The 15,311-nt window shown below is 63.7% G+C and carries 19 protein-coding genes; all 19 read left to right on the plus strand.

All coding sequences use genetic code 11. The features are described 5' to 3' along the window. The first annotated feature begins 31 nt into the window (after nucleotides 1-31). The 19 genes from thiS (at nucleotide 32) to hisH (ending at nucleotide 15,276) form a co-directional block, all read left to right on the plus strand. A complete protein-coding gene (gene thiS, locus P3T23_RS32505) occupies nucleotides 32-229 on the plus strand; it encodes a sulfur carrier protein ThiS (RefSeq protein WP_074766076.1) in 198 nt (65 codons plus the stop codon). 60 nt (nucleotides 230-289) lie between these two features. Next, nucleotides 290-1,138: a thiazole synthase gene (locus P3T23_RS32510; RefSeq protein WP_429320174.1), complete on the plus strand. Its 849-nt coding sequence runs from the start codon at nucleotides 290-292 to the stop codon at nucleotides 1,136-1,138. Next, complete coding sequence (gene thiE, locus P3T23_RS32515) at nucleotides 1,135-2,232, plus strand: thiamine phosphate synthase (RefSeq protein ID WP_429320175.1); 1,098 nt, start codon at nucleotides 1,135-1,137, stop codon at nucleotides 2,230-2,232. Before P3T23_RS32510 ends, thiE begins: the two co-directional genes overlap by 4 nt. Nucleotides 2,233-2,334: 102 nt before the next feature. Further along, complete coding sequence (locus P3T23_RS32520) at nucleotides 2,335-3,156, plus strand: ABC transporter ATP-binding protein (RefSeq protein ID WP_429320176.1); 822 nt, start codon at nucleotides 2,335-2,337, stop codon at nucleotides 3,154-3,156. Continuing rightward, on the plus strand, nucleotides 3,153-3,920 hold the full coding sequence (mlaE, locus tag P3T23_RS32525) for a lipid asymmetry maintenance ABC transporter permease subunit MlaE (protein WP_429320177.1): 768 nt from the start codon (nucleotides 3,153-3,155) through the stop codon (nucleotides 3,918-3,920). Before P3T23_RS32520 ends, mlaE begins: the two co-directional genes overlap by 4 nt. A 90-nt stretch (nucleotides 3,921-4,010) precedes the next feature. After that, nucleotides 4,011-4,568, plus strand: a complete 558-nt coding sequence (gene mlaD, locus P3T23_RS32530; protein WP_429320178.1) for an outer membrane lipid asymmetry maintenance protein MlaD — start codon at nucleotides 4,011-4,013, stop codon at nucleotides 4,566-4,568. A gap of 11 nt (nucleotides 4,569-4,579) precedes the next feature. Continuing rightward, nucleotides 4,580-5,548, plus strand: a complete 969-nt coding sequence (locus P3T23_RS32535) for an MlaA family lipoprotein (protein ID WP_429320179.1) — start codon at nucleotides 4,580-4,582, stop codon at nucleotides 5,546-5,548. A gap of 124 nt (nucleotides 5,549-5,672) precedes the next feature. Beyond that, complete coding sequence (locus P3T23_RS32540; protein WP_429320180.1) at nucleotides 5,673-6,302, plus strand: MlaC/ttg2D family ABC transporter substrate-binding protein; 630 nt, start codon at nucleotides 5,673-5,675, stop codon at nucleotides 6,300-6,302. After that, nucleotides 6,299-6,604 (plus strand): STAS domain-containing protein, encoded by a 306-nt coding sequence (locus P3T23_RS32545; RefSeq protein WP_429320181.1) that lies wholly within the window; start codon nucleotides 6,299-6,301, stop codon nucleotides 6,602-6,604. The genes P3T23_RS32540 and P3T23_RS32545 overlap by 4 nt, the downstream gene beginning before the upstream one ends. A gap of 161 nt (nucleotides 6,605-6,765) precedes the next feature. Then, nucleotides 6,766-7,692, plus strand: coding sequence for an ABC transporter ATP-binding protein (locus tag P3T23_RS32550; protein WP_429320182.1), 927 nt, complete (start codon nucleotides 6,766-6,768; stop codon nucleotides 7,690-7,692). Further along, entirely contained in the window at nucleotides 7,689-8,444 is a 756-nt protein-coding gene (locus tag P3T23_RS32555) for an ABC transporter permease (protein ID WP_429320183.1), read from the plus strand. The genes P3T23_RS32550 and P3T23_RS32555 overlap by 4 nt, the downstream gene beginning before the upstream one ends. Before the next feature lie 13 nt (nucleotides 8,445-8,457). Then, complete coding sequence (locus tag P3T23_RS32560) at nucleotides 8,458-8,697, plus strand: BolA family protein (RefSeq protein WP_133661153.1); 240 nt, start codon at nucleotides 8,458-8,460, stop codon at nucleotides 8,695-8,697. Nucleotides 8,698-8,820: 123 nt separating this feature from the next. Continuing rightward, the gene (murA, locus tag P3T23_RS32565; RefSeq protein ID WP_429320184.1) at nucleotides 8,821-10,083 is read left to right on the plus strand and encodes a UDP-N-acetylglucosamine 1-carboxyvinyltransferase; all 1,263 of its coding nucleotides are present in this window, start codon (nucleotides 8,821-8,823) and stop codon (nucleotides 10,081-10,083) included. Then, a complete protein-coding gene (gene hisG, locus P3T23_RS32570) occupies nucleotides 10,080-10,775 on the plus strand; it encodes an ATP phosphoribosyltransferase (RefSeq protein WP_429320185.1) in 696 nt (231 codons plus the stop codon). The genes murA and hisG overlap by 4 nt, the downstream gene beginning before the upstream one ends. 58 nt (nucleotides 10,776-10,833) lie before the next feature. Beyond that, the gene (gene hisD / locus P3T23_RS32575; RefSeq protein WP_429320186.1) at nucleotides 10,834-12,156 is read left to right on the plus strand and encodes a histidinol dehydrogenase; all 1,323 of its coding nucleotides are present in this window, start codon (nucleotides 10,834-10,836) and stop codon (nucleotides 12,154-12,156) included. 103 nt (nucleotides 12,157-12,259) lie between these two features. Beyond that, nucleotides 12,260-13,330, plus strand: a complete 1,071-nt coding sequence (gene hisC / locus P3T23_RS32580) for a histidinol-phosphate transaminase (RefSeq protein ID WP_429320187.1) — start codon at nucleotides 12,260-12,262, stop codon at nucleotides 13,328-13,330. A gap of 54 nt (nucleotides 13,331-13,384) precedes the next feature. Continuing rightward, on the plus strand, nucleotides 13,385-13,972 hold the full coding sequence (hisB, locus tag P3T23_RS32585; protein WP_429320188.1) for an imidazoleglycerol-phosphate dehydratase HisB: 588 nt from the start codon (nucleotides 13,385-13,387) through the stop codon (nucleotides 13,970-13,972). Nucleotides 13,973-14,017: 45 nt separating this feature from the next. Next, nucleotides 14,018-14,638, plus strand: coding sequence for a YchE family NAAT transporter (locus P3T23_RS32590; protein WP_429320189.1), 621 nt, complete (start codon nucleotides 14,018-14,020; stop codon nucleotides 14,636-14,638). Beyond that, nucleotides 14,635-15,276, plus strand: coding sequence for an imidazole glycerol phosphate synthase subunit HisH (gene hisH, locus P3T23_RS32595; protein WP_429320190.1), 642 nt, complete (start codon nucleotides 14,635-14,637; stop codon nucleotides 15,274-15,276). Before P3T23_RS32590 ends, hisH begins: the two co-directional genes overlap by 4 nt. Nucleotides 15,277-15,311 lie beyond the last annotated feature (35 nt).

Raw genomic sequence — 15,311 nt, forward strand, 5'->3', positions numbered from 1 at the left:
GCTGCCATTGATCTAGCTGCATACGAACACCATGGATATTCACATCAACCAGAAGCCGTTGTCGCTGCCCGAAGGGGCCACGGTCGCTGACGCACTCGCCGCTTTCGGCGCACGTCCGCCGTTTGCCGTCGCGTTGAATGGCGATTTCGTCGCGCGGACGCAGCATGCGGCCCGCGCTTTACAGCCGGGTGACCGGCTCGACGTCGTGCAACCCGTCGCCGGCGGCTGATTTGACAGTCCTGATTGGCCTGCCATTCCGCCGCGCGCTGCCAGACGCAAGGATCCTGAAATGACTTCTTCCGCCACTGCCGCCACCGCCACCGCCACCGCTGCGGCGCCAGCCGACGCGCTCACGCTATACGGCGAAACTTTCGCGAGCCGGGTGCTGCTTGGCACGTCGCGCTATCCGTCGCTGCAATCGCTGTCCGATTCGATCGACGCAGCACGTCCCGGCATGATTACCGTCGCGCTGCGCCGTCAGATGAACGAAGGCGGCGCCGAAGCCGGCTTCTTCGATCTGCTCAAACGCCGCGGCGTGCCGTTGCTGCCGAATACAGCGGGCTGCCTGACCGTCGGCGAAGCTGTCACTACCGCGCACATGGCGCGCGAAGTGTTCGAAACCGACTGGATCAAGCTCGAACTGATCGGGGACGACTACACGCTGCAGCCCGACCCGGTCGGCCTGATCGAGGCTGCCTCCCGGCTCGTGAAGGACGGCTTCAAGGTGCTGCCTTACTGTACGGAAGATCTCGTGATCGGCCGGCGTCTGCTGGATGCAGGTTGCGAAGCGCTGATGCCGTGGGGCGCGCCGATCGGCACCGGCAAGGGCGTCATCAACCCGTACGGTCTGCGCGTGCTGCGCGAGCGCCTGCCGGACGTGCCGCTGATCGTCGACGCAGGGCTTGGCGTGCCGTCTCACGCATGCCAGGTGATGGAGTGGGGCTTCGACGGCGTGCTGCTGAACACGGCGGTGTCGCAGGCGACTCATCCGGAGACAATGGCCCGTGCGTTCGCGCTGGGCGTCGAGGCCGGGCGCAGCGCTTATCTTGCCGGCCCGATGGCCGAACGTGAAACTGCCCACGCGAGCACGCCGGTTGTCGGCATGCCGTTCTGGCACCAGGATGGGAGCGCCGCATGACGCAAACCTTGCCGCCGACGCGGCGCGATCTTTTCTGGCCGCCCGCCGACGAACTCACCGAAGCTGCTGAGCGGATTCGCTCGCGCCTCGGCGACTGGCCGCCCACGCACGCGCCGTGGCGCATCTGCCTCACCGCGCCTGACGAACCGAACGGCGGCGACCTCATCATCGTCGCCGATCTGCAGCATCATGGCGACCACGTCGCGAAATGGCTCGTGAAGGGCGCGGGCGTCATCGAGGCATCGGACGACAGCGCCACCTTGCATCTGGGCGGCGAGCGCTACGCCCTGGCAGGGCATCTCGCCGAAGACTGGATCGCGGCGCTGGCCGCGTTCCTCGACTGCGGATTCGATCCCCACGACGCACTGACGCTCGCATTGGCCTGGCGCGACGGCGACGAAACCGCCCACTCCGACGCGTGGCCGACTGATCTGACGCGCTTTCCGCGCGTCACCGGTTTGCCGGAAGCGCCGTCGCAGCCGTTTGCGCGTTGCCCGGACCGGCTCGGCCTGTATCCCGTGCTGCCGACGGCCGACTGGGTCGAGCGCGTGCTGGACTTCGGCGTGAAGACGGTCCAGTTGCGCCACAAGGTAGCGGATGCGGGCCTGGCGGGCGAAATCGGGCGATGCGTCGTCGCAGGCCGCAAGCACGATGCGCAGGTGTTCATCAACGATCACTGGCAGGCCGCGCTCGACGCGGGCGCATACGGCGTCCACCTCGGACAGGAAGACGTGCACACCGCCGACCTGCACCGGCTCGCCGCAGCCGGCATACGCCTTGGCCTGTCGACGCACGGCTACTACGAGATGCTGACCGCACTGCATTTCCGGCCGAGTTATATTGCGCTTGGCGCCGTCTTCCCGACCACGACCAAGGCCATGCCGACCGCGCCGCAGGGTCTCGCCCGGCTCGCCCGCTATGTGAAACTGCTCGACGGCGTCGTGCCGCTGGTGGCGATCGGCGGTATCGACGGCCAGGTGTTGCCGCAGGTGCTGGCAACCGGCGTCGGCTGTGCGGCCGTCGTGCGCGCCGTTACCGAGGCTGCGGACCCTGCAGCTGCAGTTTCTGCATTGCAACACGCGTTTCTGCAATAATCGGGGGATACCCTTAACAGGGACAGGGCACGTCACGGCAGCTTTTTCACGATGGCCCTATAATCCGGCCTTCGTGTTCTGTGTAAAAGGACTGTCAGCTTCGTGCCTTCCTCTTCCGAGAATTTCCTCGAGCTACGCGACGTCGACTTCGGTTACGGCGACGGGCTTGTCCTGTCTGGCCTGAACCTGCGCTTTCCGCGCGGTCAGGTGGTGGCGGTCATGGGCGGCTCGGGATGTGGCAAGACCACGGTGCTGCGCCTGATCGGCGGCCTTGTGCGCGCGAACCGCGGCCAGGTGGTGTTCCACGGACAGGACATCGGCGCGCAGACGCGCGATGGCCTGTACGCGCTACGCCGCAAGATGGGCATGCTGTTCCAGTTCGGCGCCTTGTTCACCGATATGTCGGTGTTCGAAAATGTTGCCTTCGCGTTGCGCGAACACACCGACCTCCCCGAAGAGCTGATCCGCGATCTGGTGTTGATGAAGCTCAACGCCGTCGGTTTGCGCGGGGCACGCGATCTCGCGCCGTCCGAGATTTCGGGCGGTATGGCGCGCCGCGTGGCGCTTGCCCGCGCGATTGCGCTCGATCCCGAACTCATGATGTACGACGAGCCGTTCGCCGGCCTCGACCCGATTTCGCTTGGCATCACGGCTAACCTGATCCGCGCGCTGAACAGCGCGCTCGGCGCCACGTCGATTCTGGTGACGCACGACGTGCCCGAATCGTTCGCCATCGCCGACTACGTGTACTTCCTCGCCAACGGCGGCGTCCATGCCGAAGGCACGCCGGCTCAGTTGCGCTCTTCTACGGATCCGACCGTCCGTCAGTTCATCGACGGTGCCCCCGATGGCCCCTTCAAGTTCCACTATCCGAGCAAAACGCCACTGGCGGCAGACTTCGGCATCGGCGGAGGTCAGCCATGATCAGTACGATCGGACGCTCCGTCATCGACCTCCTTGAGCAGGCCGGTTATGCCTCGCGGATGTTCCTGCGGCTCGTGCTCGAGTTCTTTCCGCTGCTGCGCCGGCCACGGCTTGTCACGAAGCAGATCCACTTCGTGGGTAATTATTCGCTGGTCATCATTGCGGTGTCGGGCCTCTTCGTCGGCTTCGTGCTGGGGCTGCAGGGCTATTACACGCTGAACCGCTACGGCTCCGAACAGGCGCTGGGTCTGCTGGTCGCGCTGTCGCTCGTGCGCGAACTCGGGCCTGTGGTGACGGCGCTGCTGTTCGCCGGCCGCGCGGGCACGTCGCTGACCGCCGAAATCGGTCTGATGAAGGCGGGCGAGCAACTGACGGCAATGGAAATGATGGCCGTCGATCCGGTCAAGGTCGTGGTCGCGCCGCGCATGTGGGCCGGCATTATCGCGATGCCGATCCTTGCGGCGATTTTCAGCGCGGTCGGCGTGATTGGCGGGTATGTGGTGGGCGTGCTGATGATCGGCGTCGATTCCGGTGCGTTCTGGTCGCAGATGCAGGGCGGCGTCGATGTGTGGCGCGACGTCGGCAATGGCGTAATCAAAAGTATCGTGTTCGGTTTCGCGGTGACGTTCATCGCGCTCTTTCAGGGCTATGAAGCACGGCCCACACCGGAAGGCGTTTCGCGCGCGACGACGAAAACGGTTGTGTACGCGTCGCTTGCTGTGCTCGGCCTCGATTTCCTGCTGACCGCACTGATGTTCAGCTAAGACTGCGCGGGGTTGCATCCGCGAGACGGCGCGCGTGCTGCCGCGTCGCGCGGGTGGGTTGCCGCCGCAGCGGATTCTCTTGGGATAACGATGAAAAAGACTGTTCTCGACTTCTGGGTCGGCCTGTTCGTGGTGCTGGGCTTCGTGGCGTTGCTGTTTCTTGCATTGAAGGCCGGCAACATGAGTTCGCTGTCGTTTCAGGCCACCTACCCGGTCAAGCTCAAATTCGACAATATCGGCGGATTGAAGCCGCGCGCGCCCGTGAAGAGCGCAGGCGTGACGGTGGGCCGCGTGGCGTCGATCGGCTTTGACACCAACACGTATCAGGCCGTTGTCACACTCGATCTCGACAGGCAATACCAGTTTCCGAAAGACACCTCCGCGAAGATCCTGACATCGGGTCTGCTCGGCGAGCAGTACATTGGACTTGAACCCGGCGGCGATAGCGAGATGCTGAAAGCGGGCGACACGATCTCGATGACGCAGTCGGCGATCGTCCTCGAAAACCTGATCGGGCAGTTTCTGTACAGCAAGGCGGCGGATTCGGGTGCCGCCAGGTCGGGCGCGTCGGCGCCGGCAGCGGCGGTTCCGGCCGCCCCGGCCATAGCGGCACCGGCATCGCCCGCCTCCGGCGCGGCAGGTCAATAAGGAGAACAAGAATGAAGACCATGCGCGTCCGTACAGCGGCGCTCGCGCTGACGGCGGCAACGCTCGCCGGCTGTGCGACTGTCCAGACTCCGGCGAAGGAAGACCCCTTCGAAGGCTTCAATCGCACAGTCTTCGTCTTTAACGACAAGGTCGACCAGTACGCGCTGAAGCCGGTGGCGAAGGGCTACGTCTTTGTTACGCCGCAGCCGGTGCGCGACAGCGTGACCAACTTCTTCTCGAACATCGGTGACGTCTACATTGCGGCGAACAACCTGCTGCAGCTGAAGATCACTGATGGCGTAGAGGACATCATGCGGATCGTGATCAACACGGTTTTCGGTGTTGGCGGCCTGTTCGATGTCGCGACGCTCGCAAAACTGCCGAAGCACACCGCCGACCTTGGCCTCACGCTTGGCCACTACGGCGTGCCGCCGGGTCCGTACCTGGTGCTGCCGCTGTTCGGGCCAAGCACGGTGCGCGATGCGGTCGGCTCGGTCGGCAATTACTATATCAACCCGCTGTCGTATATTCATCCGGACGGCCTGAGCTGGGCGCTGTATGGGCTGAATATCGTGAGCACGCGGGCGAACCTGCTCGGCGCAACCGACGTGCTGGAAAACGCCGCGCTCGACAGGTACTCGTTCGTCCGCAACGCGTATCTGCAACGCCGCCGGTATCTGCTGTCGGAGGGTTCTTCGTCGGCGGGCTTGCAGGATGACGGCGGCGCGCCGCTGCCAAAGTACGAGGACGTCGACGAGGGCGCTGCTGCCCCTGCGGGCGGCAAGGCGGCGGCAGGCGCGTCGGCGCCCGGGGCGGCGTCTGCCGCCGGCGCGGCTACGCCGGCATCGGGCACGGAAGGGACAGAAGGTAAAGAAGGTACGCAAGGGCAGGATCAGACGCAGGGCGGCCAGGAGACGCAGGTCCCAGCCGGTCAGATCGTGCCGCCCAAGCTCAATTTCCCTGCGCTCAAGCTGCGCTAGGCAATTTCGGTCAACTTCGGTAACACCTCGAAACGACTCTCGCAGTTTCCGCATGGATCGCAGATGAACTCGCGTGATATCGTCGCCTCAAAAGGTTGCCGTAATTATTAACGCAGGGCTCGATATGAAAAAATTCTTTCTCTTTCCGCTGTTCGCCGCGCTTTTTTCGTTCGGTAGCGCGGCATTTGCGCAAACTGTCGATACCAACTCGCCCGACGGCATGGTCAAAACCGTGACCGGCCAGGTGATCGATGCGATACGCGCCGACAAATCGATCCAGTCCGGCGACATCAGCCAGATCACCAGGCTCGTCAACGAGAAGATCCTGCCGTACACGGACTTCCGCCGCACTACGCAGCTGGCGATGGGCCGCAACTGGCGTGCCGCCACGCCTGACCAGCAGACGCAGATTGTCGAGCAGTTCAAGACGCTGCTGATCCGCACGTATTCGGGGGCGCTCGCCCAGGTGCGGGACCAGCAGATCCAGTACAAGCCGTTCCGCGCGAACCCGGACGACACCGATGTCGTCGTGCGTTCGATCGTGATGAACAACGGCCAGCCGATCGAACTGGATTACCGCCTCTACAAAACGCCGCAAGGCTGGCGCGTGTACGACATCAACGTGCTCGGCGCATGGCTGATCCAGGCGTATCAGCAGCAGTTCAATGAGCAGATCCAGCAGCACGGCATCGACGGCCTCGTTCAGTTCCTCACGCAACGTAACCAGCAGCTCGCTGCGGGCAAATCGTCGTGAATAGCGTCGCAAATCATGACGTCACGGGCGTCGTGAGCCGGTTCGAAACCGGCGCCACGTTGACCCACGCGAGCGCGAATGCAGCGCTCGCGGCGGGTCTCGAGCGTATCGCCGGCGGCGCGACCGGCGTCGACTGCGCGCCGCTCACGCAGTTCGATTCGTCGGCGCTGGCCGTGCTGCTCGCGTGGCAGCGCGCCGCGCACAAACGCGGCGCCCCGCTCGAAATCGTCAACCTGCCCGCTGGTCTCGCCAGCCTCGCGCTTGCCTACGGCGTCGATATCCTCCTGTCGGCGCGACATTGACGCTCCACGCGTCTTTCCTTTCCCCTCTGTAGGGCCAGGTCGGTCCGTCCGACTTTGCCCTATAATCAAACGTTTTTTGGGGTTTTCAACCGGCCCCAATTTCGTTTTTCTCCGCACTTTGCGCACCTATCCGGCACCGCGATCCAAAGCGGCGCACAGTCATGCCAGCCATAGAAATCCGTAACGTCAAGAAGCGCTACAAGGATCTGCAGGCGCTCAAGGGCGTCAGCCTCTCAGTCGAAGAAGGCGAGTTTTTCGGACTGCTCGGTCCAAACGGCGCAGGCAAGACGACGCTCATCAGCATCCTTGCCGGTCTCGCGCGCGCCGACGAAGGCTCGATCGCCGTGCGCGGCCACGACGTGGTCGACGATTTCCGCGACGCGCGTCGCGCGCTCGGCGTCGTTCCGCAGGAACTCGTGTTCGATCCGTTCTTCACCGTTCGGGAGACCCTGCGCATCCAGTCCGGCTATTACGGCCTGCGCAACAACGATTCGTGGATCGACGAGGTCATGGCCAATCTCGACCTCACCGAGAAAGCCGACGCCAACATGCGCGCGCTGTCGGGCGGGATGAAGCGTCGCGTGCTGGTCGCGCAGGCGCTGGTTCACAGGCCGCCAGTGATCGTGCTCGACGAGCCGACCGCGGGCGTCGATGTCGAGTTGCGTCAGACGCTGTGGAAATTCATTTCGCGTCTGAACCGCGAAGGCCACACGATCGTGCTGACGACCCACTATCTGGAAGAAGCCGAGTCGCTGTGCGACCGCATCGCGATGTTGCGCCGTGGTGAAGTCGTCGCGCTCGAACGCACCAGCGCGTTGTTGCAGCGCTTTGCGGGCCTGCAACTGTTCGTGCGTTTTGCCGGGGGAGCGTTGCCGTCCGAGTTGCGCTCGCTCGAAGTCGATCCTCACAACATCCAGAGCCGTCAGCATCTGCTGCGTCTAGCGAGTTATGACGAGATCGAACGGATTCTCGCGCAGTGCCGCGCGGCGGGCTGTACATTCGAAGAAATCGAGGTCCGCAAGGCCGACCTCGAAGATGTGTTTGTCCAGGTGATGAACAGTCCGGAAGTGATCGAGGGGCTTGCATGAGCGGATTTCGCACGCTGTTTTACAAGGAAATCCTGCGGTTCTGGAAGGTGTCGTTCCAGACCGTTCTTGCACCGGTGATCACCGCGTTGCTGTATCTGACCATCTTCGGCCACGCGTTGCGCGATCATGTGCAGGTCTATCCGGGCGTCGGGTACACGAGCTTCCTGATTCCGGGGCTCGTCATGATGAGCGTGTTGCAGAACGCGTTCGCGAACAGTTCGTCGTCGCTGATCCAGTCGAAGATCACCGGCAATCTGGTGTTCGTGCTGCTGCCGCCGCTGTCGCACTGGGAGATGTACGGTGCGTACGTGCTGGCTTCGGTCGTGCGCGGGCTCGCGGTCGGCTTCGGCGTGTTCATCGTGACGATCTGGTTCATCCCGGTCAGCTTCACCGCGCCGTTCTTCATCGTCGCGTTCGCCGTGCTGGGCTCGGCGATCCTCGGTACGCTGGGCTTGATCGCCGGCATCTGGGCCGAGAAGTTCGACCAGCTCGCCGCGTTCCAGAACTTCCTTATCATGCCGCTCACGTTCCTTTCGGGCGTGTTCTACTCGACGCATAGCTTGCCGCCGGTGTGGCGCGAAGTGTCGCGGCTGAATCCTTTTTTCTACATGATCGACGGCTTTCGCTACGGCTTCTTCGGGATGTCGGATATCGATCCGCTCGTGAGCCTCGCGATAGTCGGCGGTTTCTTTGTGGTGCTGGCCGTGCTGGCGATGCGTATGCTCGCGTCCGGCTACAAGCTGCGCCACTGACGAGGAGCATTCCATGTTGCCGACTCCCGAACAGGTCAAGGACTACATCGCAGCGGGCCTCGCCTGCCAGCATCTCGAAGTCGAAGGTGACGGTCAGCATTTCTTTGCGACGATCGTTTCCCCGAGCTTTGAAGGCAAGCGTCTGATCCAGCGCCATCAACTCGTTTATGCGGCGCTCGGCGACCGCATGAAACAGGAAATCCACGCGCTCAGCATGAAAACGCTGACGCCCGCCGAATGGCAAAACGCGTAATCTGGAACGTTAGTGCGAATTACTCAAGACACACGCGGCGCCGGAAGCAGCGCCGCAAATGAAGCTCAGGCAACCTCGAAAGCAGCCCCGGCCGAACCCCGGGCAGATCAGGAACAGACAGGCATGGACAAACTCGTTATCGTTGGGGGCCAGCGGCTCGCGGGTGAGATCGTTGTGTCGGGTGCAAAGAACGCGGCGTTGCCGATTCTGTGTGCGGGTCTGCTGACGGCGGATCCCGTGCATCTCGACAACGTGCCTGACCTGCAGGACGTGCGCACGACGCTCAAACTGCTGCGCCAGATGGGCGTGCGCACTGAAGACGGCGACGGGCGCGTCTCGCTCGACGCGTCGAAGGTCGACAATCTGGTCGCCCCATACGAACTCGTGAAGACGATGCGCGCATCGATACTCGTGCTCGGCCCGCTCGTGGCGCGTTTCGGCGAGGCGAAGGTGTCGCTGCCGGGCGGCTGCGCGATCGGCGCGCGTCCGGTCGACCAGCACATCAAGGGCCTGCAGGCGATGGGCGCCGAGATCAACATCGAGCACGGCTTTATCGAAGCGCGCGCCAAGCGTCTGAAGGGCGCACGCATCGTGACCGACATGATCACGGTGACCGGCACGGAAAACCTGCTGATGGCCGCGGTTCTGGCTGAAGGCGAAACGGTGATCGAGAACGCCGCGCGCGAGCCGGAAGTCGGCGATCTCGCTCATCTGCTGGTGAAGATGGGTGCGCAGATCGAAGGCATCGGCACGGATCGCCTCGTCATTCAGGGCGTTGACAGGCTGCATGGCGCGAAGCATACGGTCATCCCGGATCGTATCGAAGCGGGCACTTTCCTGTGCGCGGTTGCGGCGGCCGGCGGCGACGTCGTGCTGCGCCATGTGCGTCCGTTGATCCTCGAAGCGGTGACCGAAAAGCTGCGCGAAGCCGGCGTGATCATCGAGGAAGGCGATGACTGGATGCGCGTGCGCATGAATCAGCGTCCGCATGCGGTGAGCGTGCGCACGTCTGAATACCCGGCGTTCCCGACCGACATGCAGGCGCAGTTCATGGCGCTCAACACGATTGCGAACGGCACCTCGCAGGTCGTCGAAACAATCTTCGAAAACCGCTTCATGCACGTGCAGGAACTGAACCGCCTCGGCGCGAACATCACGATCGACGGCAACACGGCGCTCGTGAACGGGGTCGACGAACTGTCCGGCGCGAAGGTGATGGCGACCGACCTGCGCGCCTCGGCAAGTCTCGTGATCGCCGGCCTGCGCGCCGAAGGTGAGACGCTGATCGACCGTATCTATCATCTGGATCGCGGCTACGACAGGATGGAAAAGAAGCTGACCGGCATCGGTGCGCAGGTGCGTCGCATCTCCGGGAGCGAGGCATGAGTTCGGTGCCGCAGACGTCGTCGCCGGCGGTGAATGCGCCGTTGACGCTTGCGTTGTCCAAAGGGCGTATCTTCGAGGAAACCCTGCCGCTGCTCGCGGCGGCCGGCATCGAGGTGACTGAAGATCCGGAGACGTCGCGCAAGCTGATCCTGCCGACCAACGATCCGAACGTCCGCGTGATCATCGTCCGCGCGACCGATGTGCCGACCTACGTCGAATACGGCGCGGCCGATTTCGGTGTGGCGGGCAAGGACGTTCTGCTTGAACACGGCGGCAGCGGCCTGTACCAGCCGACCGATCTCGACATTGCGCGTTGCCGGATGTCGGTGGCGGTGAAGTCGGGCTTCGACTACGCGAACGCGGTGCGCCAGGGCGCGCGCCTGCGCGTTGCAACGAAATATGTGGAAACCGCGCGCGAGCATTTTGCCGCAAAAGGCGTGCACGTCGACCTGATCAAGCTGTATGGGTCGATGGAACTCGCGCCGCTCGTCGGGCTGGCCGATGCGATCGTCGATCTGGTCAGCTCAGGCGGCACGCTGCGCGCCAACAATCTGGTCGAGGTCGAGGAGATCATGCAGATCTCGTCGCGCCTCGTCGTGAACCAGGCGGCGCTGAAGTTGAAGCGTGCCGCGCTCCGGCCGATTCTCGACGCGTTCGAACGCGCGTCGCGGCACGACAGCGCGGCCGCCTGACGCGCGGTTGCCTCACGATTTACCCGCGCGTTTTACCGATACCGAAACGGATACCCGTATGTCTATCAAGATTCGCAAACTCGATTCCAGCGCCGCTGATTTTCGTCGCGCGCTGCACGCGGTGCTCGCGTTCGAGGCGAGCGAGGATGAAGCGATCGAGCGCTCGGTCGCGCAGATACTGGCCGACGTGAAGGCACGCGGCGACGCGGCCGTGCTCGACTACACGAACCGCTTCGACCGTCTCGACGCGACGAGCGTCGCCGCGCTCGAACTGCCGATGTCGGAACTGGAAGCGGCACTCGAAAGCCTCGAACCGAAACGCCGGGCGGCGCTCGAAGCGGCCGCCGCGCGCGTGCGCGGGTATCACGAGAAGCAGAAGATCGAATGCGGCAGCCATAGCTGGCAGTACACGGAAGCCGACGGCACCGTGCTCGGCCAGAAGGTAACGCCGCTCGACCGCGCCGGCATCTATGTGCCGGGCGGCAAGGCAGCGTATCCGTCGTCGGTGCTGATGAACGCGATTCCGGCGCGCGTCGCGGGTGTGCGCGAGATCGTCATGGTGGTGCCGACGCCGGACGGCGTGAAGAATCCGCTCGTGCTGGCCGCGGCGCTGCTGGGCGGCGTCGACCGGGTATATACGATCGGCGGCGCGCAGGCCGTGGCCGCGCTCGCGTATGGTACGGAAACCGTGCCGGCGGTCGACAAGATCTGTGGCCCGGGCAATGCGTATGTCGCCTCGGCGAAACGCCGCGTGTTCGGCACGGTCGGCATCGACATGATCGCCGGGCCGTCGGAGATCCTCGTGCTGTGCGACGGCACCACCGATCCGCGCTGGGTCGCGATGGACCTGTTCTCGCAGGCCGAGCACGACGAACTCGCGCAGTCGATCCTGCTGTGCCCGGACGACGCGTTCATCGCTCGCGTGAAGGACGCCATCGACGAACTGCTGCCCACCATGCCGCGCCAGGACGTGATCCGCGCCTCGCTCGAAGGGCGCGGCGCGCTCGTCAAGGTGCGCGACATGGCGGAAGCCTGCGCGATCGCCAACGAGATCGCGCCGGAGCACCTCGAAATCTCGGCGCTGGAACCGCATCACTGGGGCAACCTGATCCGCCATGCAGGGGCGATCTTCCTCGGCCGCTACACGAGCGAGAGTCTCGGCGACTACTGTGCGGGGCCAAATCACGTGCTGCCTACGTCTCGTACCGCACGGTTCTCGTCGCCGCTCGGCGTCTATGATTTCTTCAAGCGCTCCAGCGTGATCGAGGTCAGCGCGGAGGGCGCGCAGACCCTGGGTGAGATCGCGGCTGAACTGGCGTATGGCGAAGGCCTTCAGGCGCACGCACGCAGCGCCGAATACCGGATGAAGCAGACCGGCTGAGCGCACGACACGTCGCACAAATAACAAGATACTTAGACCAACCAGGGCGGCCCGCGGGCCGCCCGTGTCAGCCGGCGCGTCGCGCGCGCCGGCCCCCCACACCATGACGACGCCACAAGACATCATTCGCCGCGACGTGCTCGCGATGACGAGCTATCCCGTGCCGGACGCGACGGGTTTTATCAAGCTGGACGCGATGGAAAATCCATTTCCATTGCCCCCGGTGCTGGCCGCGCATCTCGGCGAACACCTGGCCGGCGTCGCGCTGAACCGCTATCCGGCACCCCGCCCGGAAGCGCTGATTGAGAAGATCAAGCGTGTAATGAACGTGCCGGCGGCGTGCGATGTCCTGCTTGGCAATGGCTCGGACGAGATCATCAGCATGATCTCGGTGGCCAGCGCGATTCCCGGCGCGAAGGTGCTTGCGCCGGTGCCGGGCTTCGTTATGTACCAGATGTCGGCGAAGTTCGCGCATCAGGAGTTCATCGGCGTGCCGCTGAAAGCCGACTTCACGCTCGATACGGAGGCGATGCTCGCGGCGATCGCGGAGCACCAGCCGGCGATCGTCTATCTGGCCTATCCGAACAATCCGACCGGCACGCTATACGACGAAGCCGACATGGAGCGCATCATCGCTGCGGCGAACCGGAGCCTCGTCGTGATCGACGAGGCCTATCAGCCGTTCGCGCAGCAAAGCTGGCTGCCGCGCGCGGATCAGTTCGACAACGTCGTCGTGATGCGCACGGTGTCGAAGCTCGGTCTCGCGGGTATCCGCCTTGGCTATCTGGCCGGCCGGAGCGCATGGCTCACCGAGATCGACAAGGTGCGCCCGCCGTACAACGTGAACGTGCTCACGCAGGCGGCCGCCAGCTTCCTGCTCGATCACATCGATGTGCTCGACGATCAGGCCGCCGGGTTGCGCGCAGAAAGAGCAAAACTGGCCGAGGCGGTTCGCGAATTGCCGGGCGCTGAAGTGTTCCCGAGCGCCGGCAATTTCCTGCTGGTGCGCGTGCCGGACGCATCGATCCTGTTCGAGACGCTGCTCACCGCGCGGATCTTGATCAAAAACGTGAGTAAAATGCACCCATTGCTGGCGAATTGTGTGCGTCTGACGGTCGGATCTCCTGAAGAAAACGCCCAGTTGCTCGCCGCACTGAAACTCGTGCTGCATTGAGCCGCCCGCGTTCCCCGACACCCCCTATTTTCTAGCTCGATTCAAGGAATTCCCATGCGCCAGGCGGAAGTCGTTCGCAACACCAGCGAAACGCAGATCCGTGTGAAGATCAATCTGGACGGCACCGGTCAGCAGAAGCTGGCCACCGGCGTGCCGTTCCTCGACCACATGCTCGACCAGATCGCGCGGCATGGATTGATCGATCTCGACGTCGAAGCGCATGGCGACCTGCATATCGACGACCATCACACCGTCGAAGACACCGGCATCACGCTGGGACAGGCGGTCGCGAAGGCGATCGGCGACCGCAAGGGCATCCGCCGCTACGGCCATTCGTATGTGCCGCTCGACGAGGCGCTGTCGCGCGTCGTAATCGACTTTTCAGGCCGTCCCGGGCTCGAATTCCACGTGCCGTTCACGCGCGCACGAATCGGCACGTTCGACGTCGATCTTTCCATCGAATTCTTCCGCGGCTTCGTGAACCACGCGGGCGTGACCCTCCATATCGACAACCTGCGCGGCCTGAACGCCCATCACCAGATGGAAACGGTGTTCAAGGCCTTCGGCCGGGCGCTGCGGATGGCCGTCGAACTGGACGAACGCGCGGCGGGGCAGATTCCGTCGACCAAGGGAAGTCTGTAAGCAGACACACCGGACCGGTTGCGCGTGCCCGCGCGCCGGCTTGCGATGGATATCATCAAGTCGTTTATTTCGCTGCTGGCGCTGATCAATCCGATCGGCGCCATCCCGTTCTTCATGAGCCTGACGTCGCAGCAGTCCGACGACGAGCGGCGCAGGACGATCCGCATCGCGTCGATTTCGGTGTTCTGCGTGATCGCCGTGACGACGCTGCTCGGGCAGCAGATCATCGGTTTCTTTGGCATTTCGGTGGGCTCGCTCGAAGTAGGTGGGGGCATCATCATGCTGCTGATGGCGATCAGCATGCTGAATGCGCAGATCGGCAATAGCCGCTCGACGCCGGAAGAGCGCCACGAAGCGGAGCTGAAGGACAACATCGCGGTCGTGCCGCTGGCGATTCCGCTTTTGACCGGGCCAGGTTCGATCAGCACCGTCATCGTCTATTCGGCTAATTTCCATCATTGGTACGACCGGGTTAGTCTTGTAGCAATCGGCGCGCTGCTCGCGGTGATCTGTTTTTTTTCGCTGCGGCTTGCCGAACCGATTGCCCGCTGGATCGGTCGCACAGGTATCAATATCGGTACGCGGCTTATGGGTTTGATGTTGTCGGCGCTGGCGGTGGAATTCATCGTCGACGGATTGAAGGCGTTGCTGCCTAACTTGAGATGAAAACTTCAATTGCGATTGTGGATTACGGCATGGGCAACCTGCGCTCGGTGGCGCAGGCGTTGAGGAAAGCCGCGCCGGAGGCGGAGGTGGCGATCGTCGACCGTCCGGAAGCGATCCGTGCCGCGGACCGCGTCGTGCTGCCCGGCCAGGGTGCGATGCCCGACTGCATGCGCTGCCTCGGCGAGTCGGGGTTGCAGGAAGCGGTCATCGAAGCGTCGCGCACAAAGCCGCTGATGGGTGTGTGCGTCGGCGAGCAGATGCTGTTCGACTGGAGCGCCGAAGGCGACACCCGCGGGCTCGGTCTGTTGCCGGGCAAGGTGGTGCGCTTCGAACTCGGCGGCCAGTTGCAGGACGACGGTTCGCGCTTCAAGGTGCCGCAGATGGGCTGGAACCGGGTGCGTCAGGCTCAGCCCCATCCGCTGTGGGACGGCGTGCCGGACGGCGCGTTCTTCTACTTCGTACACAGCTACTACGTCGTGCCGGAGAATGTGGCCCATACGTCGGGTGAAACCGTTTATGGCGTACCCTTTACCTCGGCGGTGGCGCGGGATAACATCTTTGCGACCCAGTTCCACCCGGAAAAGAGCGCCGACACAGGATTGCGCGTGTATCGTAACTTCGTGCACTGGAACCCGTGAGCGCCACTCGCTTCCCTTCTGTCGAACATGTCCGA

Origin of the sequence: Paraburkholderia sp. GAS448 (assembly GCF_050435685.1) — a bacterium.
Classification (GTDB): Bacteria; Pseudomonadota; Gammaproteobacteria; order Burkholderiales; family Burkholderiaceae; genus Paraburkholderia.